13 protein-coding genes and 1 pseudogene are annotated in these 16252 nt (G+C 64.5%); 1 reads left to right on the top strand and 13 read right to left on the bottom strand.

Annotation, left to right across the window (positions count from 1 at the left end; genetic code table 11):
- Positions 1-398: 398 nt before the first annotated feature.
- Positions 399-2564 carry a TonB-dependent siderophore receptor gene (locus OX459_RS03120; RefSeq protein WP_289903794.1) on the top strand — a complete coding sequence of 722 codons (2166 nt, stop codon included), beginning with the start codon at positions 399-401 and terminating at the stop codon, positions 2562-2564.
- Here the strand turns inward: OX459_RS03120 and OX459_RS03115 are convergent.
- The 13 genes and pseudogenes from OX459_RS03115 to OX459_RS03055 all read right to left on the bottom strand — a co-directional run bounded on the left by OX459_RS03115 (position 2561) and on the right by OX459_RS03055 (position 15969).
- Complete coding sequence (locus tag OX459_RS03115; protein WP_289903793.1) at positions 2561-4186, bottom strand: methyl-accepting chemotaxis protein; 1626 nt, start codon at positions 4184-4186, stop codon at positions 2561-2563. The genes OX459_RS03120 and OX459_RS03115 overlap by 4 nt on opposite strands.
- Before the next feature lie 229 nt (positions 4187-4415).
- On the bottom strand, positions 4416-4988 hold the full coding sequence (locus OX459_RS03110) for a cytochrome b (protein WP_289898729.1): 573 nt from the start codon (positions 4986-4988) through the stop codon (positions 4416-4418).
- Entirely contained in the window at positions 4972-5631 is a 660-nt protein-coding gene (locus tag OX459_RS03105; protein ID WP_289903791.1) for a TetR/AcrR family transcriptional regulator, read from the bottom strand. Before OX459_RS03105 ends, OX459_RS03110 begins: the two co-directional genes overlap by 17 nt.
- 85 nt (positions 5632-5716) lie before the next feature.
- A complete protein-coding gene (xylB, locus tag OX459_RS03100; RefSeq protein ID WP_289903790.1) occupies positions 5717-7186 on the bottom strand; it encodes a xylulokinase in 1470 nt (489 codons plus the stop codon).
- Between the two features lie 17 nt (positions 7187-7203).
- Entirely contained in the window at positions 7204-8094 is an 891-nt protein-coding gene (locus OX459_RS03095) for an AraC family transcriptional regulator (RefSeq protein WP_077408099.1), read from the bottom strand.
- Between the two features lie 70 nt (positions 8095-8164).
- Positions 8165-9265 (bottom strand): annotated as a pseudogene (ugpC, locus tag OX459_RS03090) (sn-glycerol-3-phosphate ABC transporter ATP-binding protein UgpC); the annotation flags it as partial.
- Positions 9266-9267: 2 nt separating this feature from the next.
- Positions 9268-10308 (bottom strand): NAD(P)-dependent alcohol dehydrogenase, encoded by a 1041-nt coding sequence (locus OX459_RS03085; protein WP_289903788.1) that lies wholly within the window; start codon positions 10306-10308, stop codon positions 9268-9270.
- A gap of 21 nt (positions 10309-10329) precedes the next feature.
- Complete coding sequence (locus tag OX459_RS03080) at positions 10330-11157, bottom strand: carbohydrate ABC transporter permease (protein WP_289903787.1); 828 nt, start codon at positions 11155-11157, stop codon at positions 10330-10332.
- Positions 11145-12041 (bottom strand): sugar ABC transporter permease, encoded by an 897-nt coding sequence (locus OX459_RS03075; protein ID WP_289903785.1) that lies wholly within the window; start codon positions 12039-12041, stop codon positions 11145-11147. The genes OX459_RS03080 and OX459_RS03075 overlap by 13 nt, the downstream gene beginning before the upstream one ends.
- 163 nt (positions 12042-12204) lie before the next feature.
- Positions 12205-13467, bottom strand: coding sequence for a sugar ABC transporter substrate-binding protein (locus tag OX459_RS03070; RefSeq protein ID WP_289904811.1), 1263 nt, complete (start codon positions 13465-13467; stop codon positions 12205-12207).
- 145 nt (positions 13468-13612) lie between these two features.
- Positions 13613-14143 (bottom strand): GNAT family N-acetyltransferase, encoded by a 531-nt coding sequence (locus OX459_RS03065; protein WP_289903784.1) that lies wholly within the window; start codon positions 14141-14143, stop codon positions 13613-13615.
- On the bottom strand, positions 14140-14658 hold the full coding sequence (locus tag OX459_RS03060) for an N-acetyltransferase (protein ID WP_099666740.1): 519 nt from the start codon (positions 14656-14658) through the stop codon (positions 14140-14142). The genes OX459_RS03065 and OX459_RS03060 overlap by 4 nt, the downstream gene beginning before the upstream one ends.
- A 36-nt stretch (positions 14659-14694) precedes the next feature.
- The gene (locus OX459_RS03055; protein WP_289903783.1) at positions 14695-15969 is read right to left on the bottom strand and encodes an amidohydrolase family protein; all 1275 of its coding nucleotides are present in this window, start codon (positions 15967-15969) and stop codon (positions 14695-14697) included.
- Positions 15970-16252 lie beyond the last annotated feature (283 nt).

The raw sequence follows: 16252 nt of genomic DNA, 5'->3' as shown, positions 1-16252 counted from the left end.
GGCAGGCAAGAGGTGGAAGACATGCTTTTCCTTTGCAACGCGCGCCATGCGGCCGGGCGCGGAACCATGCGGAAAGGAAATAATATAAGAATTCCGGCGCGATATTTGCCTGATCGGGCGCCGCTTGACTGGTGTCAATCACGGCGGGGCGTGATCACTGTTGCAATCCTCCCACAGACAATCTCACCAATTATTGCAACAATTGCTGCGCAACACTAAAATGAGAATGATTCTCATTATTGGGAATCAGCTCCATTCATCTGAGTCCCTGCGCCCATGCCAGGACCGCAGCGGCATGGCCAGGCAAGCCAGGCGCAACACTCCCCCAGCGACGCATATTTTGAAACAGGCATCCGCCTGCTTCATCCACCACATCATCGCGACACCGGGAGTAATCAATGACAATACACAGCGCACAGCGAAAGGCCGCCGCGTTGGCGCCGACCCTCATGGCCGCGGCCATTCTCGGCACCTTGGGTGCACCAGCCCATGGCCAGACGCAGCAGCAGGAACAGAATCTGCCCGAAGTGCGCGTCAACGCGCAGGCCGCCTCCGCCACCACCGAAGGCAGCGGCTCCTACACCAGCGGCAGCATGAACGCGGCCACGCGCCTGAACCTGTCCGTGCGCGAGACGCCGCAATCGGTCAGCGTCGTCACACGCCAGCAAATGGACGACATGAATATCCGCTCGGTCGAGGACATCGCCAATATCACGCCGGGTCTGAGCCTGAACAAGGGCGCCACCGAGCGCGCCAGCTTTTATTCGCGCGGTTTCTCGATCAGCAATTTCACGGAAGACGGCCTGACCATGTCGGCCGACGGCGACACCCTGGGCTTCGCCACCCTGGCCATGTACGACCGCGTCGAAATCCTGCGCGGCGCGGCCGGCATGCTCAATGGCGTGGGCAACCCGTCGGGCACCATGAATTTTGTGCGCAAGCGCCCCACGGCGCAGAACGAGGTGTCGCTCACGGGCAGCATCGGCCGCTACAACGACTACCGCGGCGAAGTCGATGCGCGCGGCGCACTGAACCAGGCGGGCAGCCTGCGCGGGCGCGCCGTGGCCGCCTACCAGGATACCGACACGTTCATCTCGAACTACCGCCACAAGCGCGCCCTGCTCTACGCCACCGCCGATGCCGACCTGTCGCGCGACACGACCCTGAGCGTGGGCTTTCACGTCAACGACGAGCGCAATCCCGGCTCCACGTGGTACGGCTTGCCAACGGCGCTCGACGGCAGTTTCCTGCCGCTCGACCGCTCGGCCAGCAATGCGCCCGACTGGACCTTCTGGAACAAGAAAAACACGCGCCTGTTCGCCGAACTCGAACACCGGCTGGGCGACGGCTGGAAGGTCAAACTGGCGGCGCAGGCGCTGCAGGACGAACTCGACTCCGTCGTCACGGGCATCGCCCGCGTGCCGAAGACGAATCTGTTCCGCCTCAGCGCGGCCAACGCCTTTGTCTACGACCGCCAGCAGCGCATTGTCGATGCGCAGGCAGCCGGTCCTTTCAGCCTGCTGGGCCGCCGCCATGAAATCGTCTTCGGCGCCAACTACCGCACGCGCGATACCGAGGACAAGGGCTACAAGTCGGTCCCCGACTACAGCTATACCTTCAACCCCGTGCGCTGGGATACGGGCGCGCCCGTGAAACCGGCGATCGGCACCTTCTATTATGGCCAGGACAGCAAGACGAAGCAGACGGGCGTCTACACGACGGCCCGCTTCAGCCTGGCCGATCCGCTGGCCCTGCTGGTGGGCGGCCGCGTCGACTGGTACGACTATCGCGCCATCAACACGTTGTCGGGCGCGCGCTCCGGCTACAAGGTGAGCCGGGAAGTCACGCCATATGCCGGCTTGGTGTACGACGTCGACGCCCACCATTCGCTGTACGGCAGCTGGACCAGCATCTTCAATCCGCAAAGCGCCGTCGACAGGAATGGCGTGCTGCTCGATCCCGTCACGGGCATCAACATGGAAGCGGGCGTGAAGGGCGAATACTTCGGCGGCGCGCTGAACGCCTCGGCGGCCGTGTTCCGCATCGTGCAAAAGAACCTGGCGACCGCGCTGCCGCTGACGCAGTGCGGTCCCGGCCTGCTGTCTTGCTCCGAGGCGGTCGGTGAAGTGCGCAGCGACGGGTTTGAACTGAGCGTGTCCGGCGCGTTGACGCCGCGCTGGCAGGTGAGCGCGGGCTTTACCTACAACACGGCCGAATACGCCAAGGCGCAAGGCAGCAATGCCGTCGGCGCGCGCTATGCGGCCGAACGCCCCAGCCGCCTGCTGCGCCTGTCCACCAGCTATCGCCTGTCCGATGCGTGGCGCGTCGGCGGCGCGCTACGGGCGCAGAACCAGATCTACAAGACCAACAGCGCCATCCGCCAGGGCGGCTACGCGGTGGCCGACCTGAACGCGGGCTGGCACGTGAACCGCCAGCTCGACGTGCGCCTGAGCGTGACCAACGTCTTCGACCGCAGCTACTACCAGGCCATCAGCAGCATCGACAGCGGCAATGCATTCGGCGATCCGCGCAGCGCCGTGCTGACGGCGAAGTACACGTTTTAAGCCAGCGCCAGCCGGCCCGGCTTCAGTTCCGGCGTCGACGCCAGCGCCGGCGCCGCATGCAGCTTGAAGATGCTGACGGCGTCGGCAAGGCTGGCCGCCTGCTGCTGCAGCGCGTCCGCGGCGGCGGCGGCCTGCTCCACCAGGGCCGCGTTCTGCTGCGTCACGCCATCCATCTGGCTGATGGCGATGCTGATCTGTTCGATGCCGTCGCGCTGCTCCACGCTGGCCACGGCGATCTCGCCGATGATGGCGTTGACGCGCTGCACGCTGCTCACCACGTCATCCATCGTGCGCCCCGCCTGGCCGGCCAGCACGCTGCCCTCTTCCACCGTGCGCACGGATTCGCCGATCAACTGCTTGATTTCCAGGGCCGCTGCGGCCGAGCGTTGCGCCAGGTTGCGCACTTCCGTCGCCACGACGGCGAAGCCGCGTCCCTGCTCGCCCGCGCGCGCCGCTTCCACGGCCGCATTCAGGGCCAGGATATTCGTCTGAAAGGCGATGCCGTCGATGACGGCGATGATGTCGACGATGCGCTTCGACGAGGCATTGATATGGCTCATGGTCTGCACCACCTGCGCCACGGCCTCGCCGCCGCGCTGCGCCACGTCGGAAGCGCCGCCGGCCAGCTGGCGCGCCTGGTCCGCGTTGTCGTTATTCTGCCGCACGGTGGACGTCAGCTCGATCATCGAGGCGGCCGTTTCTTCCAGCGAACTGGCTTGCTCCTCCGTGCGCGACGACAGGTCCATATTGCCGCTGGCGATTTCAGCGGACGCCGTGGCGATGGCGTCCGTGCCGGCGCGTACCCGTCCCACGATGGCGGCCAGGTTGCCGCTCATCGCTTTCAAGGCGCGCAGCAGGTCGCCGATTTCATCGCGGCTGCCGTCGGCCACCACGGCGCGCAAGTCGCCGGCCGCCACCTGCTGGGCGATGCCGACGGCCGCGCCCAGCGGCACCGTGATGCTGCGGATCAGCCACCACACGGTGATGGAGCCCACGACCAGGGTCACCAGCACGGTGGCCAGCATGGCGATGCTGGCGCTGCGGTGCGCGGCATCATCCTGCTCCTTCATCTGCGCCATCAGGGCGTGCGACTGCTTGCCGATAGCCGTGACGATGGCGTCGATCTGGCGCGTCGGTTCGCGATCCATGCCCTTGACCAGCGCATCGACGGCCTGCGCGCTGTCGGCGCGCGCGCCGTCATACTTTTGCAGCGCCGCCAGGTAGCTCACGCCCAGCGCGTCGTGCGCCTGCAGCGCCTGCTCCACGGGTGCCGTGTCGAGTTTTAATGCGCCCATCATCGCCTGCAGGCTTTTCAATTCCTTGCGCGTCTGCGCGCCGCTGGCGACAAACGCTTCGCGGTAGCGCTGGAAGGCGGCCGCATCGCCGCCGCGCAGCAGGATGTTTTTCCATTCCTGCACCTGGATCTTGAATTCCACCTGCGCGCTGCGCGCCGCGTCGACCGCTTCCGTCAGGGCGACGGAACGCTGCATGGCGTCCGCGCTGCGCGCACTGGCCGCATCGAGCGCGCTCCAGCCACGCGCGCCGACGAACACCAGCGCAAGAAAGAAGAAGGCGCCCAACAGACCCAGGCGGACGGAGATTTTCAGATTCGCGAGTTGCATGTGTTTCTCCCGGCGGCAAGAACAGGATGGCAACAAAGGCGCCACCAAAACTATCCAATTCTCACCAAATAGGGAAATCATGGGGCGCGCCCCGTGAAAAACCAAGCAGCGCTTTCGTTAGAGAAACACTTTCAACATAGAAACAACAAATTACAGCGCAAGGTTGACTGGATGGTCATGATTTTCCGTCACCATCATGGTCATCCGGGCAAGCTTGCCCGTACCCGCATCAAGGCAACATGCGGGTCAGTACATCGTCCTTGCGCACGCGGTGATGGAACACGGCGGCCAGCACATGCAAGCCCACCACGCCCCAGGCGACCCATTTGCCCAGGAAGTGGTGCACGATATCCACCGGCGCCTCGAAGCTTTCCCAGGTCATGCCGAAAGTCGTCGCCATCGACTCGAACAGCGCCGTATCGCGAAAGCTGGGCACGGTAAACAGGCCAAAGTCAGTATGCAGGCCCGTGCCCACGTAGCCGGTCAGGGGCAGCACGATCAGCAGGCCATACAAGCCCCAGTGCGCGGCATGCGCCAGCCTGTGCTCCAGCGCGGAGCCGGGCGGGTCCTGCGGCTGCACGTCGAGCAGCCGCCACGCCAGGCGCGGCAGCACCAGCGCGCCCACCAGCAAACCCAGCATCCAGTGCACGTTCAATACCGCCAGCGTACCGGGCGCCTCCTCGTCCAGGAACCAGATCACATAGTAGACAACGACATACGCGCCGATAAAGGCGGCGGCGCTGGTCCAGTGAAAGAACTTGGCGAGCGCACCAAAACGGTCGGCGTTATTTTTCCATTGCATGGGGCGGTTCCTGGGAAGTGAAAGCGGATGCGGGGTCGGCCAACAAGCCAGTGAGCAGCTTGTCGAGGGCGGCCAGCGACATGGCCAGCCGCGCGGGCGGGTCGCCATCGGCTTCGGCGATCCAGAAGGCCGCTTCGGTCACGGCGCCATACAGCATGCGGGCCGTCACGCCAGTATGCGCAGGCAGCGCCGCGCCTTCATCGATCAGCCCCTGCAGCGCCGCCTGCAACGCGGCGATGCCGACGCTCTGGTGCGCCTGCGGCACATCGCCGAACATGGCGCGCGCATCCTGCAGGATGATGCGGCGCAGTTCGGGCACCAGCGCCAGTTCCAGGTAGCCCTGGCAGCGGCGGCGAAACGCTTGCCACGAAGACGGCGCGGCGTCCGCCATGGCTTGCAGGCGCTCGCCAACTTCGCCCTCGAGCTGATCGATCACGGCAAGCAGCAGTTTTTCCTTGCTGCCGAAATGGTGGTACAGCGCGCCGCGGGTCAGGCCGGCGGCAGCCGTGAAATCATCCATCGAGGTATTCGCATAGCCCTGCTCGGCGAACGCATGGCGCGCCGCCGCCAGCAGCCGGGCGCGGGTTTCCTCGATCATGCTGCTGCGGCTGCGGCGCGGGGGTGATACGGTGGAGACGGGCATGGACAGTCCTTTCACATACGTAGCGTATGTGAAAGCATGTTATTGACATACGCTGCGTATGTCAATGCAAAAATACCTGCCGGCGTCAGTGCGCAGCCGCTCCCGCAAACTCCGCGCGCAGCAGCGGATACAGCCGCCGGTAGCGCGCCAGGCGGTCGTCCAGCACGGCGGACGCTTGCGGCGCCACCGTTTCCTGCACGGGCGGGCGCGTGCACACCTGCGCGGGCGGCAAGCCCGTCACCGCCATCTGCGCCAGTCGCGCCGCGCCCATGGTGCCGCCGGCCACGCCATGGTCGTGGCGCAGCACGTTCAAGCCCGAGGCATTCGCGCACAGCTGGGCCCAGAAGCGGCTGCGCGAGCCGCCGCCCACGAATGACGCTTCCTTCAGGTGCGTGCCGGCGCTGCGCAAGGCCGCGTTGCCGTCGGCCATGGCAAAGGCCACGCCTTCCATCACGCTGTAGGCCAGCTCGGCGCGCCCGTGTTCCGTCGACAGGCCGAAGAACACGCCACGTGCGGAGGCGTCGTTGTGCGGCGTGCGTTCGCCGCTCAAATACGGCAGGAAGATGGGCGCCGTGCGCGCCTCGACGTTCTCCGCCAGCCTTGCCAGTTCGCCGATGTCGCCCGACTGCGTCAGCCGCGCCACCCAGCTGAGGCTGGAGGCGGCGCTGAGGATCACGCTCATCTGGTGCCAGCGCTCGGGCAGGCAATGGCAGAACGCATGCACGCCCTGGCCCGGATTCGGCGCGAAACCGTCGCTGCCGGCGAACAGCACGCCGGACGTGCCCAGCGACAGCAGGCCGGCGCCCGGCTCCACCACGCCCAGGCCCACGGCGGCGGCCGCGTTGTCGCCCGCGCCGCCGGCCAGCAGCACCGTATGCGCGATACCCCATTCCTGGCACAGCGAGGATCGCACCTGCGCGGCGGCGGCGCTGCCTTCGACGAGGCGCGGCATGTGCTCGCGCGACAAACCCGTGGCGGCCAGCATGCGCTCGGACCAGTCGCGCCTGGCCACGTCCAGCCACAGGGTGCCGGAAGCGTCGGACATGTCGGACACATACTCGCCCGTCAGGCGCAGGGCCACGTAATCCTTCGGCAGCAAGACCTTGGCCGTGGCGCGGAACAGCGACGGTTCGTACTTTTGCAGCCACAGCAGCTTGGGCGCCGTAAAACCCGGCATGGCCTGGTTGCCGGTGATGGCGCGCGACTCGGGCACCAATGCTTCCAGTTCCACGCATTCGGCAAACGCGCGCGTATCGTTCCACAGGATGGCCGCGCGCAGCACGTGCTGCTGCTTGTCGAGCAGGGTGGCGCCATGCATCTGGCCCGACAAAGCGATGCCGCGCAGGCCGGAAAACGCCACCGGCTGCGCAGTGCGGATGGCGGCGATGACGTCCAGGGTGGCATGCCACCAATCCTCGGGATTCTGTTCCGACCAGCCGGGATGGGGACTGGAGACGCGCAGGGTCACGCCGGCGCTGGCAAGGATGGCTTGGGCATCATCGGTGAGGATGGCCTTGACTTCGGAAGTGCCGATATCGATACCGAGATAAGTCATTTGATTCCAAAAGAAAGTTAAGAATGGCCGTCGCCGGACGGCTCGGGCATGTTCATCAGCAGGCAGGAGCGGAATTTCGACGGCGACATCTGCTTGTGGGCCAAAAACTGGCGGTTGAAATTGGAAAGGTTGTTGAATCCCGTGCGGTAGCAGATATCGGTAACCTTCATGTCCGTATTCATCAGCAGCTCGCAGGCCAGCGCGATGCGCTCCTGGTTCACGTATTGAATGAACGAGGTGCCCGTATGCTTGCGGAAGAAACGCGTGAATTTCAAGGTGTTCATTTCCGCCACGTCGGCCACGTCCTGCTCGCAGAAATCGAGCGTGATGTTCTGCTTGATATAGGCCAGCACCAGGTTGATCGTCGACGACATGTAGCGCCCCGCCTGCGCCAGGTAGGTGACGCTGGCCAGCGGGCGCCGCTCGCGGCAGTCGCACAGCTCGCCGAACAGGCGCGTAAACAGTTCGACGCGGCGCAAGCCCTGCGCCGTCGTCAATTCCTTCATCAGCGGCACCAGGCGCAGGCCCAGCGCATCGGGAAACTGCAAGCCCCTGCCTGCCTCGCCCAGCAGGGCTTTCAGGGGCGCCATCTCCGGGAACAGCAGCGCGCAACGTTCGATGAAGTCGCTGGAAAACTGCAGCACCAGGTCGCGCTCGGGCAGGACCACGCCTTCCGGCAGTTCGCTGACCCAGTTATGCGGCAGGTTCGGCCCTGTCAGGATCAGGTTGCCCGCCCCGTAACTGCCGATATGGTCGCCGATAAAGAATTTTCCGCTCGATGTAATGATGAAGTGCAGCTCGTACTCGGGATGAAAATGCCATTTCGCCACGGTGTGCGGAAAGCCGTGCGCCCACGCGCGAAACGATTCGTGGATCGGTTTGTGGATCAGTTCCAGGTCAGGCGTCACGGCAGTTCCCTTGCGCAGTCTCGGTGCCAGCTATTCTAACCACTTACTGACCACTGAGCGCCACGGCCAGCCCGCTGTCGGCGTCGAACAGATGCACGTGCTCTTCGTCGAAGGCCAGCGCCAGGGTCTGCCCTACCTGCGCCGCGCTGTTGGCCGCATTCGCCGGCAGCAGCGCCGACAAGGTCAAGGCGCCGCACTGAAAACTGATCAGCGCTTCCGCGCCCAGCAGCTCGACCAGGTCGACCACGCACGCCAGGCCATGGGTGCCAGCCGGTGCCTGCATTTGTGCCTGTGCTGGCGCCGCCCGCAAATGATTCGGACGCAGGCCGAAGACCACGCGCGAACCCGCCGCCAGCGCGGCGAAGCGTGGCGACACCAGGGGCCAGCGGTAGCCGGCGCACACCAGCACCGTTTGCCCGCCCTCTTTTTCGACAACGCCATCGATGAAGTTCATGGCTGGCGTGCCGATGAAGCCGGCCGCAAACAGGGTGCGCGGGTGGTTGTACAGGTCCGCCGGCGTGCCGATCTGCTCGATATGCCCGCCCTTCATCAGCACCACCCTGTCGGCCAGGGTCATCGCTTCGAGCTGGTCGTGCGTGACGTACAACGTGGTGGTGCGCAGGCGACGGTGCAAGCGCTTGATGTCGGCGCGCAGCTGCGCACGCAGCTTGGCATCGAGGTTCGACAGCGGTTCGTCGAACAGGAACACCTGCGGCGTCTTGATCATGGCGCGCGCAATCGCCGTGCGCTGCTGCTGGCCGCCCGACATGGCGCGAGGCTTGCGATCGAGCAGGCTGTCCAGGCTGAGAATGGCCGCCACCTCGCGCACGCGACGCTCGATCTCGTCGTTCGGCACCTTCAGGCGGCGCAGGCCGAAGGCGATATTGTCGTACACCGTCATGTGCGGATACAGCGCGTAATTCTGGAACACCATCGCCACGTTGCGCGCGCGGGGCGGCAAGTCGTTGACGACGGCGCCGCCGATCAGCAGCTCGCCGCCGCTGATGTCTTCCAGGCCCGCGATCATGCGCAGCAAGGTCGACTTGCCGCAGCCCGATGGCCCCAGCAGGACGATGAATTCGCCGTCATCGATTTCCAGGTCGAACGGCTGCAGCACGGCCGTCTTCTCGTCATACGTCTTGTGCAGCTGCCTGCAGGCGATATTTGCCATGATCAGTCTCCCACCAGTTCGATCTGGATCTTGACGTCGCGCGGATGGCCCTTGGCCGCTTCCTCGAACGCCTGCACGCCGTCGGCAAAGCCGAAGGTGCGCGAAATGAAAGGCTTCACGTCGATCTTGCCGGAGGCCAGCAAGGCGATGGCGCGCGGGAAGATGTTCGCGTAGCGGAACACCGACTCGATGCGCACTTCCTTGGCCTGGATGGCGACGACATCCAAAGGCACCTTATCCGGCGGCATGCCGACCAGCACCAGGCAGCCGTTCGGACACAGCAGGTCAATGATGTTGTCGTAGGCGCGCATGCTGCCGCTGGCCTCGAAGACGATGTCGGCGCCCCAGCCATCGGTAGCCTTGCGCACCGTATCGGCCAGGCTGGCCTGGCGCACGTCGACCGTGGTCACGGCGGGGTTATCGGCGAACAGGGCCAGCTTTTCCGGCACCAGGTCGGTCAGGATCACGCGCGAGCAGCCGCCCGCCAGCGCGGCCAGTGCATTCATGGCGCCGATGGTGCCGGCGCCGACCACCACGGCCACGTCACCCGGCCTGATGGCCGCCTTTTTCGCCGCCTGCAAGCCGATGGCCAGCGGTTCGACGATGGCGCCTTCGCCGAAGCTGACGTTGTCGGGCAGCTTGAAGGTGAACGAGGCCGGATGCACGACATACGGCGTGAGGCAGCCGTGGATGGGCGGCGTGGCCCAGAAGCGCACGGCCGGATCGAGGTTGTACAGACCGCGCATGGTGGCCGGCGAATCGAACTGCGGCACGCCCGGCTCCATGCAGACCCGGTCGCCTACCTTCAGGTGCGTGACTTCCGCGCCCACTTCCGCCACCACGCCGGAGGCCTCGTGGCCGAGCACCATCGGCGCTTCGACGGCGAAGGGGCCGATCCTGCCGTGCTTGAAGTAATGCACGTCACTGCCGCAGATACCCACGGTATGAATCCTGATTTTCACGTCGCGCGGGCCGACGGCGAGCGGCACGTCGATGTCGCGCAAGGTGATTGAATGCGCCTGTTCCAGTACGAGTGCTTGCATGATTGTCTTCCTTGTTTATCGTTATTTATGTTTGAGCATGGAGTTGAGCAACCGGCCCAGGATGCCGACGAACAGCAGCGGCGGCAGCGCCAGCAGCACGGTGGAAGCGTTCACCACGCCCCACGGCACTTCCTGTCCCATCGAGGTAAACGCCGACGCCACCACGGGCAAGGTCATGCTCTTCGACGAGGTGAGCGCCAGCGCGATCATCAGTTCATTCCAGACCAGCACGAAGCTGAAGACGATGCCGCCCATCAGGGTCTTCGAGGCCACCGGCAGGGCAACGTGCCAGAACACCTGGTACGGGCCGTAGCCATCGAGCGCCGCCGCTTCCTCGATCTCTTTCGGGATGCGCGCAAAGGCGGGAATCGACAGCCAGATGATGGTCGACAGGGTCACCAGCAGATACGTCACCACCATCGACAGGCGCGAGTCGTACAAGCCCAGGTCGATCCAGATCGAAATCAGCGGAATGGCGACGGCCACGGGCGGCAAGAAGCGCAAGGACAGCAGGAAGAACTGGATATTCTTCTTGGCCGGCACCGGATAGCGGGCGATCGCATACGCGGCCGGCACGCCCAGCACGGCGCCCAGGAGCACGGCCACGCCGACGATGGCCACGCTGTTGCCCAATCCCGTCAGCACTTCCGGACTGGCCAGCACCTGCTTGTAGTTGGCCAGGGTCGGGCTGAAGAAAAAGCGCGGCACGGGCGTGACGATGTCCATCAGCTCCTTGAAGGAATTGAGCACGGCCCACAGGATGGGAAACAGCGCCACCAGGACGATCACCGTGGTGATGGCAGTGGTGGTGACGGCGCCAAGGCCGCGCGTAACAGTCAGTTTTCCCATTTGGCGACCCGCTTCCAGAGTAAGGTAAAGATGACGGTGGTGGCCAGCATCATCAGCACGGCCATGCTGGACGCGTACGACACCTTGCCCATCAGGCCGATGCCTTGCGCATACGCGTACATGTCCAGCGTTTCGGTGGAGATGCCGGGGCCGCCCTTGGTCATCACGTAAATCAGGTCGAACGAACGCAGCGACTCGACCATCTTGATGAACACGAGGCTCATGATGGGCACCTTGAGCATGGGCAGCGCAATGTACGCATACACCTGCAGCGTGCTGGCGTAGTCGAGGCGCGCCGCTTCCAGCGGTTCGGCGGGCAGGGTTTCCAGCAGCTTCAGGATGACGGCACCGAAGAACAGGCCCCACTGCCAGATATCGACCAGCGCCACCGCATACAGGGCCGTGGCAGGGTCGGACAGCAAGGCCGTGCCGCCCAGGCCCACGCATTCCAGCATCCAGTTCAAAATGCCCATCAGCGGCGAATACATGAACTTCCAGATGAAGGCGGCCGAGACGCGCGGCAGCAGCACCGGCACGATCAGGAGCAGCGCGATGATGTCGCGGGTGCGGCCCTTGACCCTTTCAAACAGGAACACGGCCAGCAGCACACCGACGATCAGCGAGCCGGCCACGGTGACCACTTCCCAGATGGCCGACACCTGCACGGCGTTGACGAAGCGGCGGTCGCCGAACAGGCGGAGAAAATTGGCAAAGCCGACGTAGTCGCTGTCGCTGTAGCGCAGCACGCGGTTTTGCAGGGCCAGGTTGATGGCGGCGATGCTGGGCACCAGGCCCAGTATCAGCAGGATCAGCAGCGGCAGCGTCAGGAAGACGGCCGGCAGCCAGGTGTGGCGTTTTTTACGGATGGAATGCGGCATGGTCATGGCTTTCAAACGAGAACGGACAAGCAAACAGGCTGCGTCACGACACCTGACAAAACCGTAGCGAGCGAAAGGTAGAGGTGGCCGAGAAGCGGAACTGTGCTTTATGCACAGTGAGCATCGCAGGCCGCCTATACCGACGCGCAGCAGGTTTGGTCAGATGTCTCTATTTGCGCTTGCTGGCCCGTTGCATCACTTCCGTCGCATACTCGTTGGCTTCATCGAGCGCGCTCTGCACATCGCCGCGCGTGCCCGTAAACACCTCTTCCAGCACGACGCCCAGGTTGTCGCCGATGTCCGGCCACTCGGGGCTAGGCCAGATGGTGACGCGCGAGACGGGCGTGGTGTCCGTCAGGCCAGCCTGGATCTGCGGCTTGACGTGCTTGCGGAAATAGTCGCTGTTGATGGTGCTGGTGCGGTTGTAGTCGCTGAAGACGTTGTCCTTCAGGCGCGCCTGTTCCTGCTCCTTGCCCGTGGCGAAAGCGATGAACTTGCCGGCCGCCTGGCGCGTGCATTCATCTTTGGCGCCCGTGGCGGAAATGGCCAGACCATGGCCGTACGCGGCCGACGCCAGCGGCGCGGGCGGGCGCACGTAGCCGACCTTGTCGACCACCGACGATTTTTTCGGGTCTTCCATCCAGTCGGCGAAGGGCGTCGACTCGATCATGAAGGCCACCTTGCCCGACCTGAACGCTTCGAGCGCATTGCTCCAGTCGTAGGTGGCGCCGCCCGGCGGCGAATACTTGAACAGGTCGCGGTACAGGGTGGTCGCTTTCACGGCCTGCGGCGAATTGAAGGTCGGCACGCCATCCTTTTCCCACTTGCCGCCGGCGGCCAGCATGAACGGCGACCAGCGCCAGACATTCATGCCAGAGCCGCGCTGGCCCCGCGCCGCCCAGCCGTAGACATTTGGCGGGCTGTTCATTTTCTTGACGGCGGCGACCAGTTCGTCGAGCGTCTTCGGCACGGCAATGCCGGCCTTTTCCAGCAGGTCGCGGCGGTAGAACAGGAAGTCGCTGCCGCCGATCAGGGGCGCGAAATACGCCACGCCCTTGTACGAGGCGACGGCGCGGCGGCCCGGCAGGAAGTCGTCGTAGTCGGCTTCCTTGGGCAAGTATTTGAGCAGGGGGACGACCCAGCCGGCCGTGGCAAATTCGGCCACGTTGGCTTCGTCGATGTAGTAGATCTGGTAGGAGCCGGCCTTGGTGGAAGCATCGAGCCTGGCCTTGGAGCGGCGGTCGTTTTCGCCGAAATAGCTGATTTGTACCTTGGTGCCGCTTTTCTTTTCATACTCGGCGAGGGTCTTTTCCATCACCGTCAGGCCCAGGCTTTTTTGCGCCAGCACCTTGATCACGGGCACCGAGCAGCTTTGCGCCGAGGCGTCTGCAAACCCGGCGGACATGAGGGCGCCCCATGCAACAGCAGTCATGATTTTCATAACACGTCTCCATTTTTATAGTCCGGCGGTTTTCCACCGGTGAAACCACTATAAAAACAATGACCGCGCATCACCACTACAAAAGGCGCCGGTTTCTAAATACTTTTTTTCACTTCGCCGATACGGATTTTCCGCCTCAATCCTGGCGAAAATCCTTGCGGTAGATATTCGTCTCCCTGCCCTCCGGCGGCAGGCGCGAGAAACGTTCGAAGCGCAACCCCAGCTTGTTGAGCAGATTGATCGACGCCTGGTTCTGCTGCGAAGTGATGCCGTACAGGGTGCGCAGGCGCAGTACCTGCTGCGCGTGCCGCACGATGGCGGCGGCCGCCTCGTAGGCATAGCCCTGGCCCCAGTGGGCGGGACGCACGGCATAGCCGATATCGGGGCCGGGCAGACTGTCGCGGCGCACCAGGCCAGCCATGCCGACAGGCGCGCCATCGCTGCGGCGCTCGACGATGTACAGGGAATAGCCCTGCTCGCGGAACTGCGCCATCGGCCCCGTTTCCAGGGCCGCGCGGGCCGCCTCCACGGTGTGGAGATTGCGCTGGCCGATGTTGGCGATCCACGACGGGTCGTTGACCAGCTCCAGGTAGAAGGCCGCGTCGTTCGGCGTCACCGTGCGCAGGCGCAGACGCGGCGTCTCGCAGATGGTGATGGCGCCGCTCATGCCGGCCACTGCATCGGGTCGCTCAGCAGCTGGTACATCACGTAGGCGTCCACATAGCCCAGTTGCGCGTGGCGGTAGGCCAGCGGCAGGGTGGCGACCACCGTGAAGCCCAGTTTTTTCCACAGGGTGACGGCGGCCAGGTTGGTACTGACGACGAAGTTGAACTGCATCGCCAGGTAGCCCGCGCGGCGCGCTTCTTCCATGCAGTGCACGCCCAGCAGACGGCCCACGCCCACGCCCTGCGCGGCCGGATCGACCATGAACGAGGCATTGGCCACGTGCGAGCCATGGCCCGGCTGGTTCGCCACCAGCTTGTACATGCCCAGCAGCCGCTCCGTGCCCATCACGGCGACGAAGCTTTGCACGCCAGGGCCGAACCAGTAGGCGTGGCATGCTTCGCGCGTGGTATCGGCGGGGAAGGTATAGGTGTCGCCGGCGGCCACCAGCGTCTGAAAGATCGGCCACATGGCGTCAAAATCGGCTTCGGTGGCCGGGCGGATGTCAATTTCTTTCAAAGCAGTGCTCCCGATAACAAGTGATGGCTGATTGTATCAGCGCCCCAGGCGGAAATTCACGCTATCGGGCCGCCCCGGCAGGTGCAGGCGCGATTGCGCGCGGGGCGATTCGCTGACGACTTTCCCGCGGCGCAGCACCAGGCGCCGCGCCGCGCGCAGGCGCAGCGCTTCCACCGTCGAACTGCAATCGAGGATCAGCAAGTCTGCATGGCAGCCGGGCGCGATGCCGTAGCCGTCCAGGCCCAGGATGCGCGCCGGCGTCTCCGTCACGGCCAGGAAGCAGTCGTGCATCGCTTGCTGGCCCGTCATCTGCGCCACGTGCAGTCCCATGTGCGCCACTTCCAGCATGTCGCCCGAACCGAGGCTGTACCACGGGTCCATCACGCAGTCGTGGCCAAAGGCGACGGGAATGCCGGCGGCCAGCATCTCGGGCACGCGCGTCATGCCGCGCCGCTTCGGATACGTATCGTGGCGCGCCTGCAAGGTGATGTTGATGAGGGGGTTGGCGATGGCCGCCACGCCCGCCTCGCGGATCAGCGGCAGCAGTTTGCTCACATAGTAATTGTCCATCGAATGCATGGACGTCAGGTGCGAACCCGTCACCCGGCCCTGCATGCCAAGGCGCTGGCTGTGGAAGGCCAGGGTTTCGATGTGGCGCGACAGCGGGTCGTCCGACTCGTCGCAATGCATGTCCACCATCAGGCCCCGTTCGCAGGCGAATTCGCACAGCAGGCGCACGGATTCCGCGCCGTCGGCCATGGTGCGCTCGAAATGCGGGATGCCGCCCACCACGTCGACGCCCATGGCGATGGCGCGCTTCAGATTGTCGAAGGCGCCGGGGCTGCGCAGGATGCCATCCTGCGGGAAGGCCACCAGCTGCAAATCCAGATACGGCGCCACCTGGCGTTTCACGTCGAGCAGCGCTTCGACGGCCAGCAGGCGCGGGTCGCAGATGTCCACGTGCGAGCGGATGGCCAGCAAGCCGCGCGCCACGGCCCAGTCGCAATACTGCAAGGCGCGTTCCACCAGCGCCTGCTGCGTCAATTGCGGCTTCAATTCGCCCCACAGGGCGATGCCTTCGAGCAAAGTACCGGAGGCATTCACGCGCGGCAGGCCGTAGCTGAGCGTAGCATCCATGTGGAAGTGGGCGTCGACAAACGGTGGCGTGACCAGGTCGCCGGCGGCGTCGATCTCTTGCGCGCCCGTCACGGGCAAGGCGGGGCCGACGGCGGCGATGCGGCCACCCTCGATGGCGATATCGATGGCGCGGCGCCCGTCGGGCAGGCTGGCATTGCGGATGACTAGGTCCATGCGGACACTCCTTCGGTTGACTGCAGTACCTGGTGCTTCCAGTGCATTGTCATCTTATTTCCTCAAGGATGCTGCAGTGCACGAATATACTCACTGGCAAAAGCGTAGCCATAGATTCCATGACAACGCTTTGCGCACGCGCAAACTTTCTGCAAATGCTGCCAGGCGCATGAATACAGCCAGCCCGTGGCAAACACGCGGCGCACGCCCTTGAGAAAATAGCTTTCAACTAACTCGAATCACCGCTAGAATATTCATATTGCGTTGCATCATAAAAAGTCCA

It is taken from the genome of Janthinobacterium sp. SUN026 (assembly GCF_030397625.1).
In the GTDB taxonomy this organism is placed as follows: Bacteria; Pseudomonadota; Gammaproteobacteria; order Burkholderiales; family Burkholderiaceae_D; genus Janthinobacterium; species Janthinobacterium kumbetense.
This window is presented reverse-complemented; position numbering and strand designations above follow the sequence as displayed.

Excerpts from the sequence above, each read along its gene's own strand:
- OX459_RS03120 (WP_289903794.1), top strand. The coding sequence starts at position 399 with ATGACAATACACAGCGCACAGCGAAAGGCCGCCGCGTTGGCGCCGACC.
- OX459_RS03115 (WP_289903793.1), bottom strand. The coding sequence starts at position 4,186 with ATGCAACTCGCGAATCTGAAAATCTCCGTCCGCCTGGGTCTGTTGGGC.
- OX459_RS03110 (WP_289898729.1), bottom strand. The coding sequence starts at position 4,988 with ATGCAATGGAAAAATAACGCCGACCGTTTTGGTGCGCTCGCCAAGTTC.
- OX459_RS03105 (WP_289903791.1), bottom strand. The coding sequence starts at position 5,631 with ATGCCCGTCTCCACCGTATCACCCCCGCGCCGCAGCCGCAGCAGCATG.
- xylB (WP_289903790.1), bottom strand. The coding sequence starts at position 7,186 with ATGACTTATCTCGGTATCGATATCGGCACTTCCGAAGTCAAGGCCATC.
- OX459_RS03085 (WP_289903788.1), bottom strand. The coding sequence starts at position 10,308 with ATGCAAGCACTCGTACTGGAACAGGCGCATTCAATCACCTTGCGCGAC.
- OX459_RS03080 (WP_289903787.1), bottom strand. The coding sequence starts at position 11,157 with ATGGGAAAACTGACTGTTACGCGCGGCCTTGGCGCCGTCACCACCACT.
- OX459_RS03075 (WP_289903785.1), bottom strand. The coding sequence starts at position 12,041 with ATGACCATGCCGCATTCCATCCGTAAAAAACGCCACACCTGGCTGCCG.
- OX459_RS03070 (WP_289904811.1), bottom strand. The coding sequence starts at position 13,467 with ATGACTGCTGTTGCATGGGGCGCCCTCATGTCCGCCGGGTTTGCAGAC.
- OX459_RS03065 (WP_289903784.1), bottom strand. The coding sequence starts at position 14,143 with ATGAGCGGCGCCATCACCATCTGCGAGACGCCGCGTCTGCGCCTGCGC.
- OX459_RS03055 (WP_289903783.1), bottom strand. The coding sequence starts at position 15,969 with ATGGACCTAGTCATCCGCAATGCCAGCCTGCCCGACGGGCGCCGCGCC.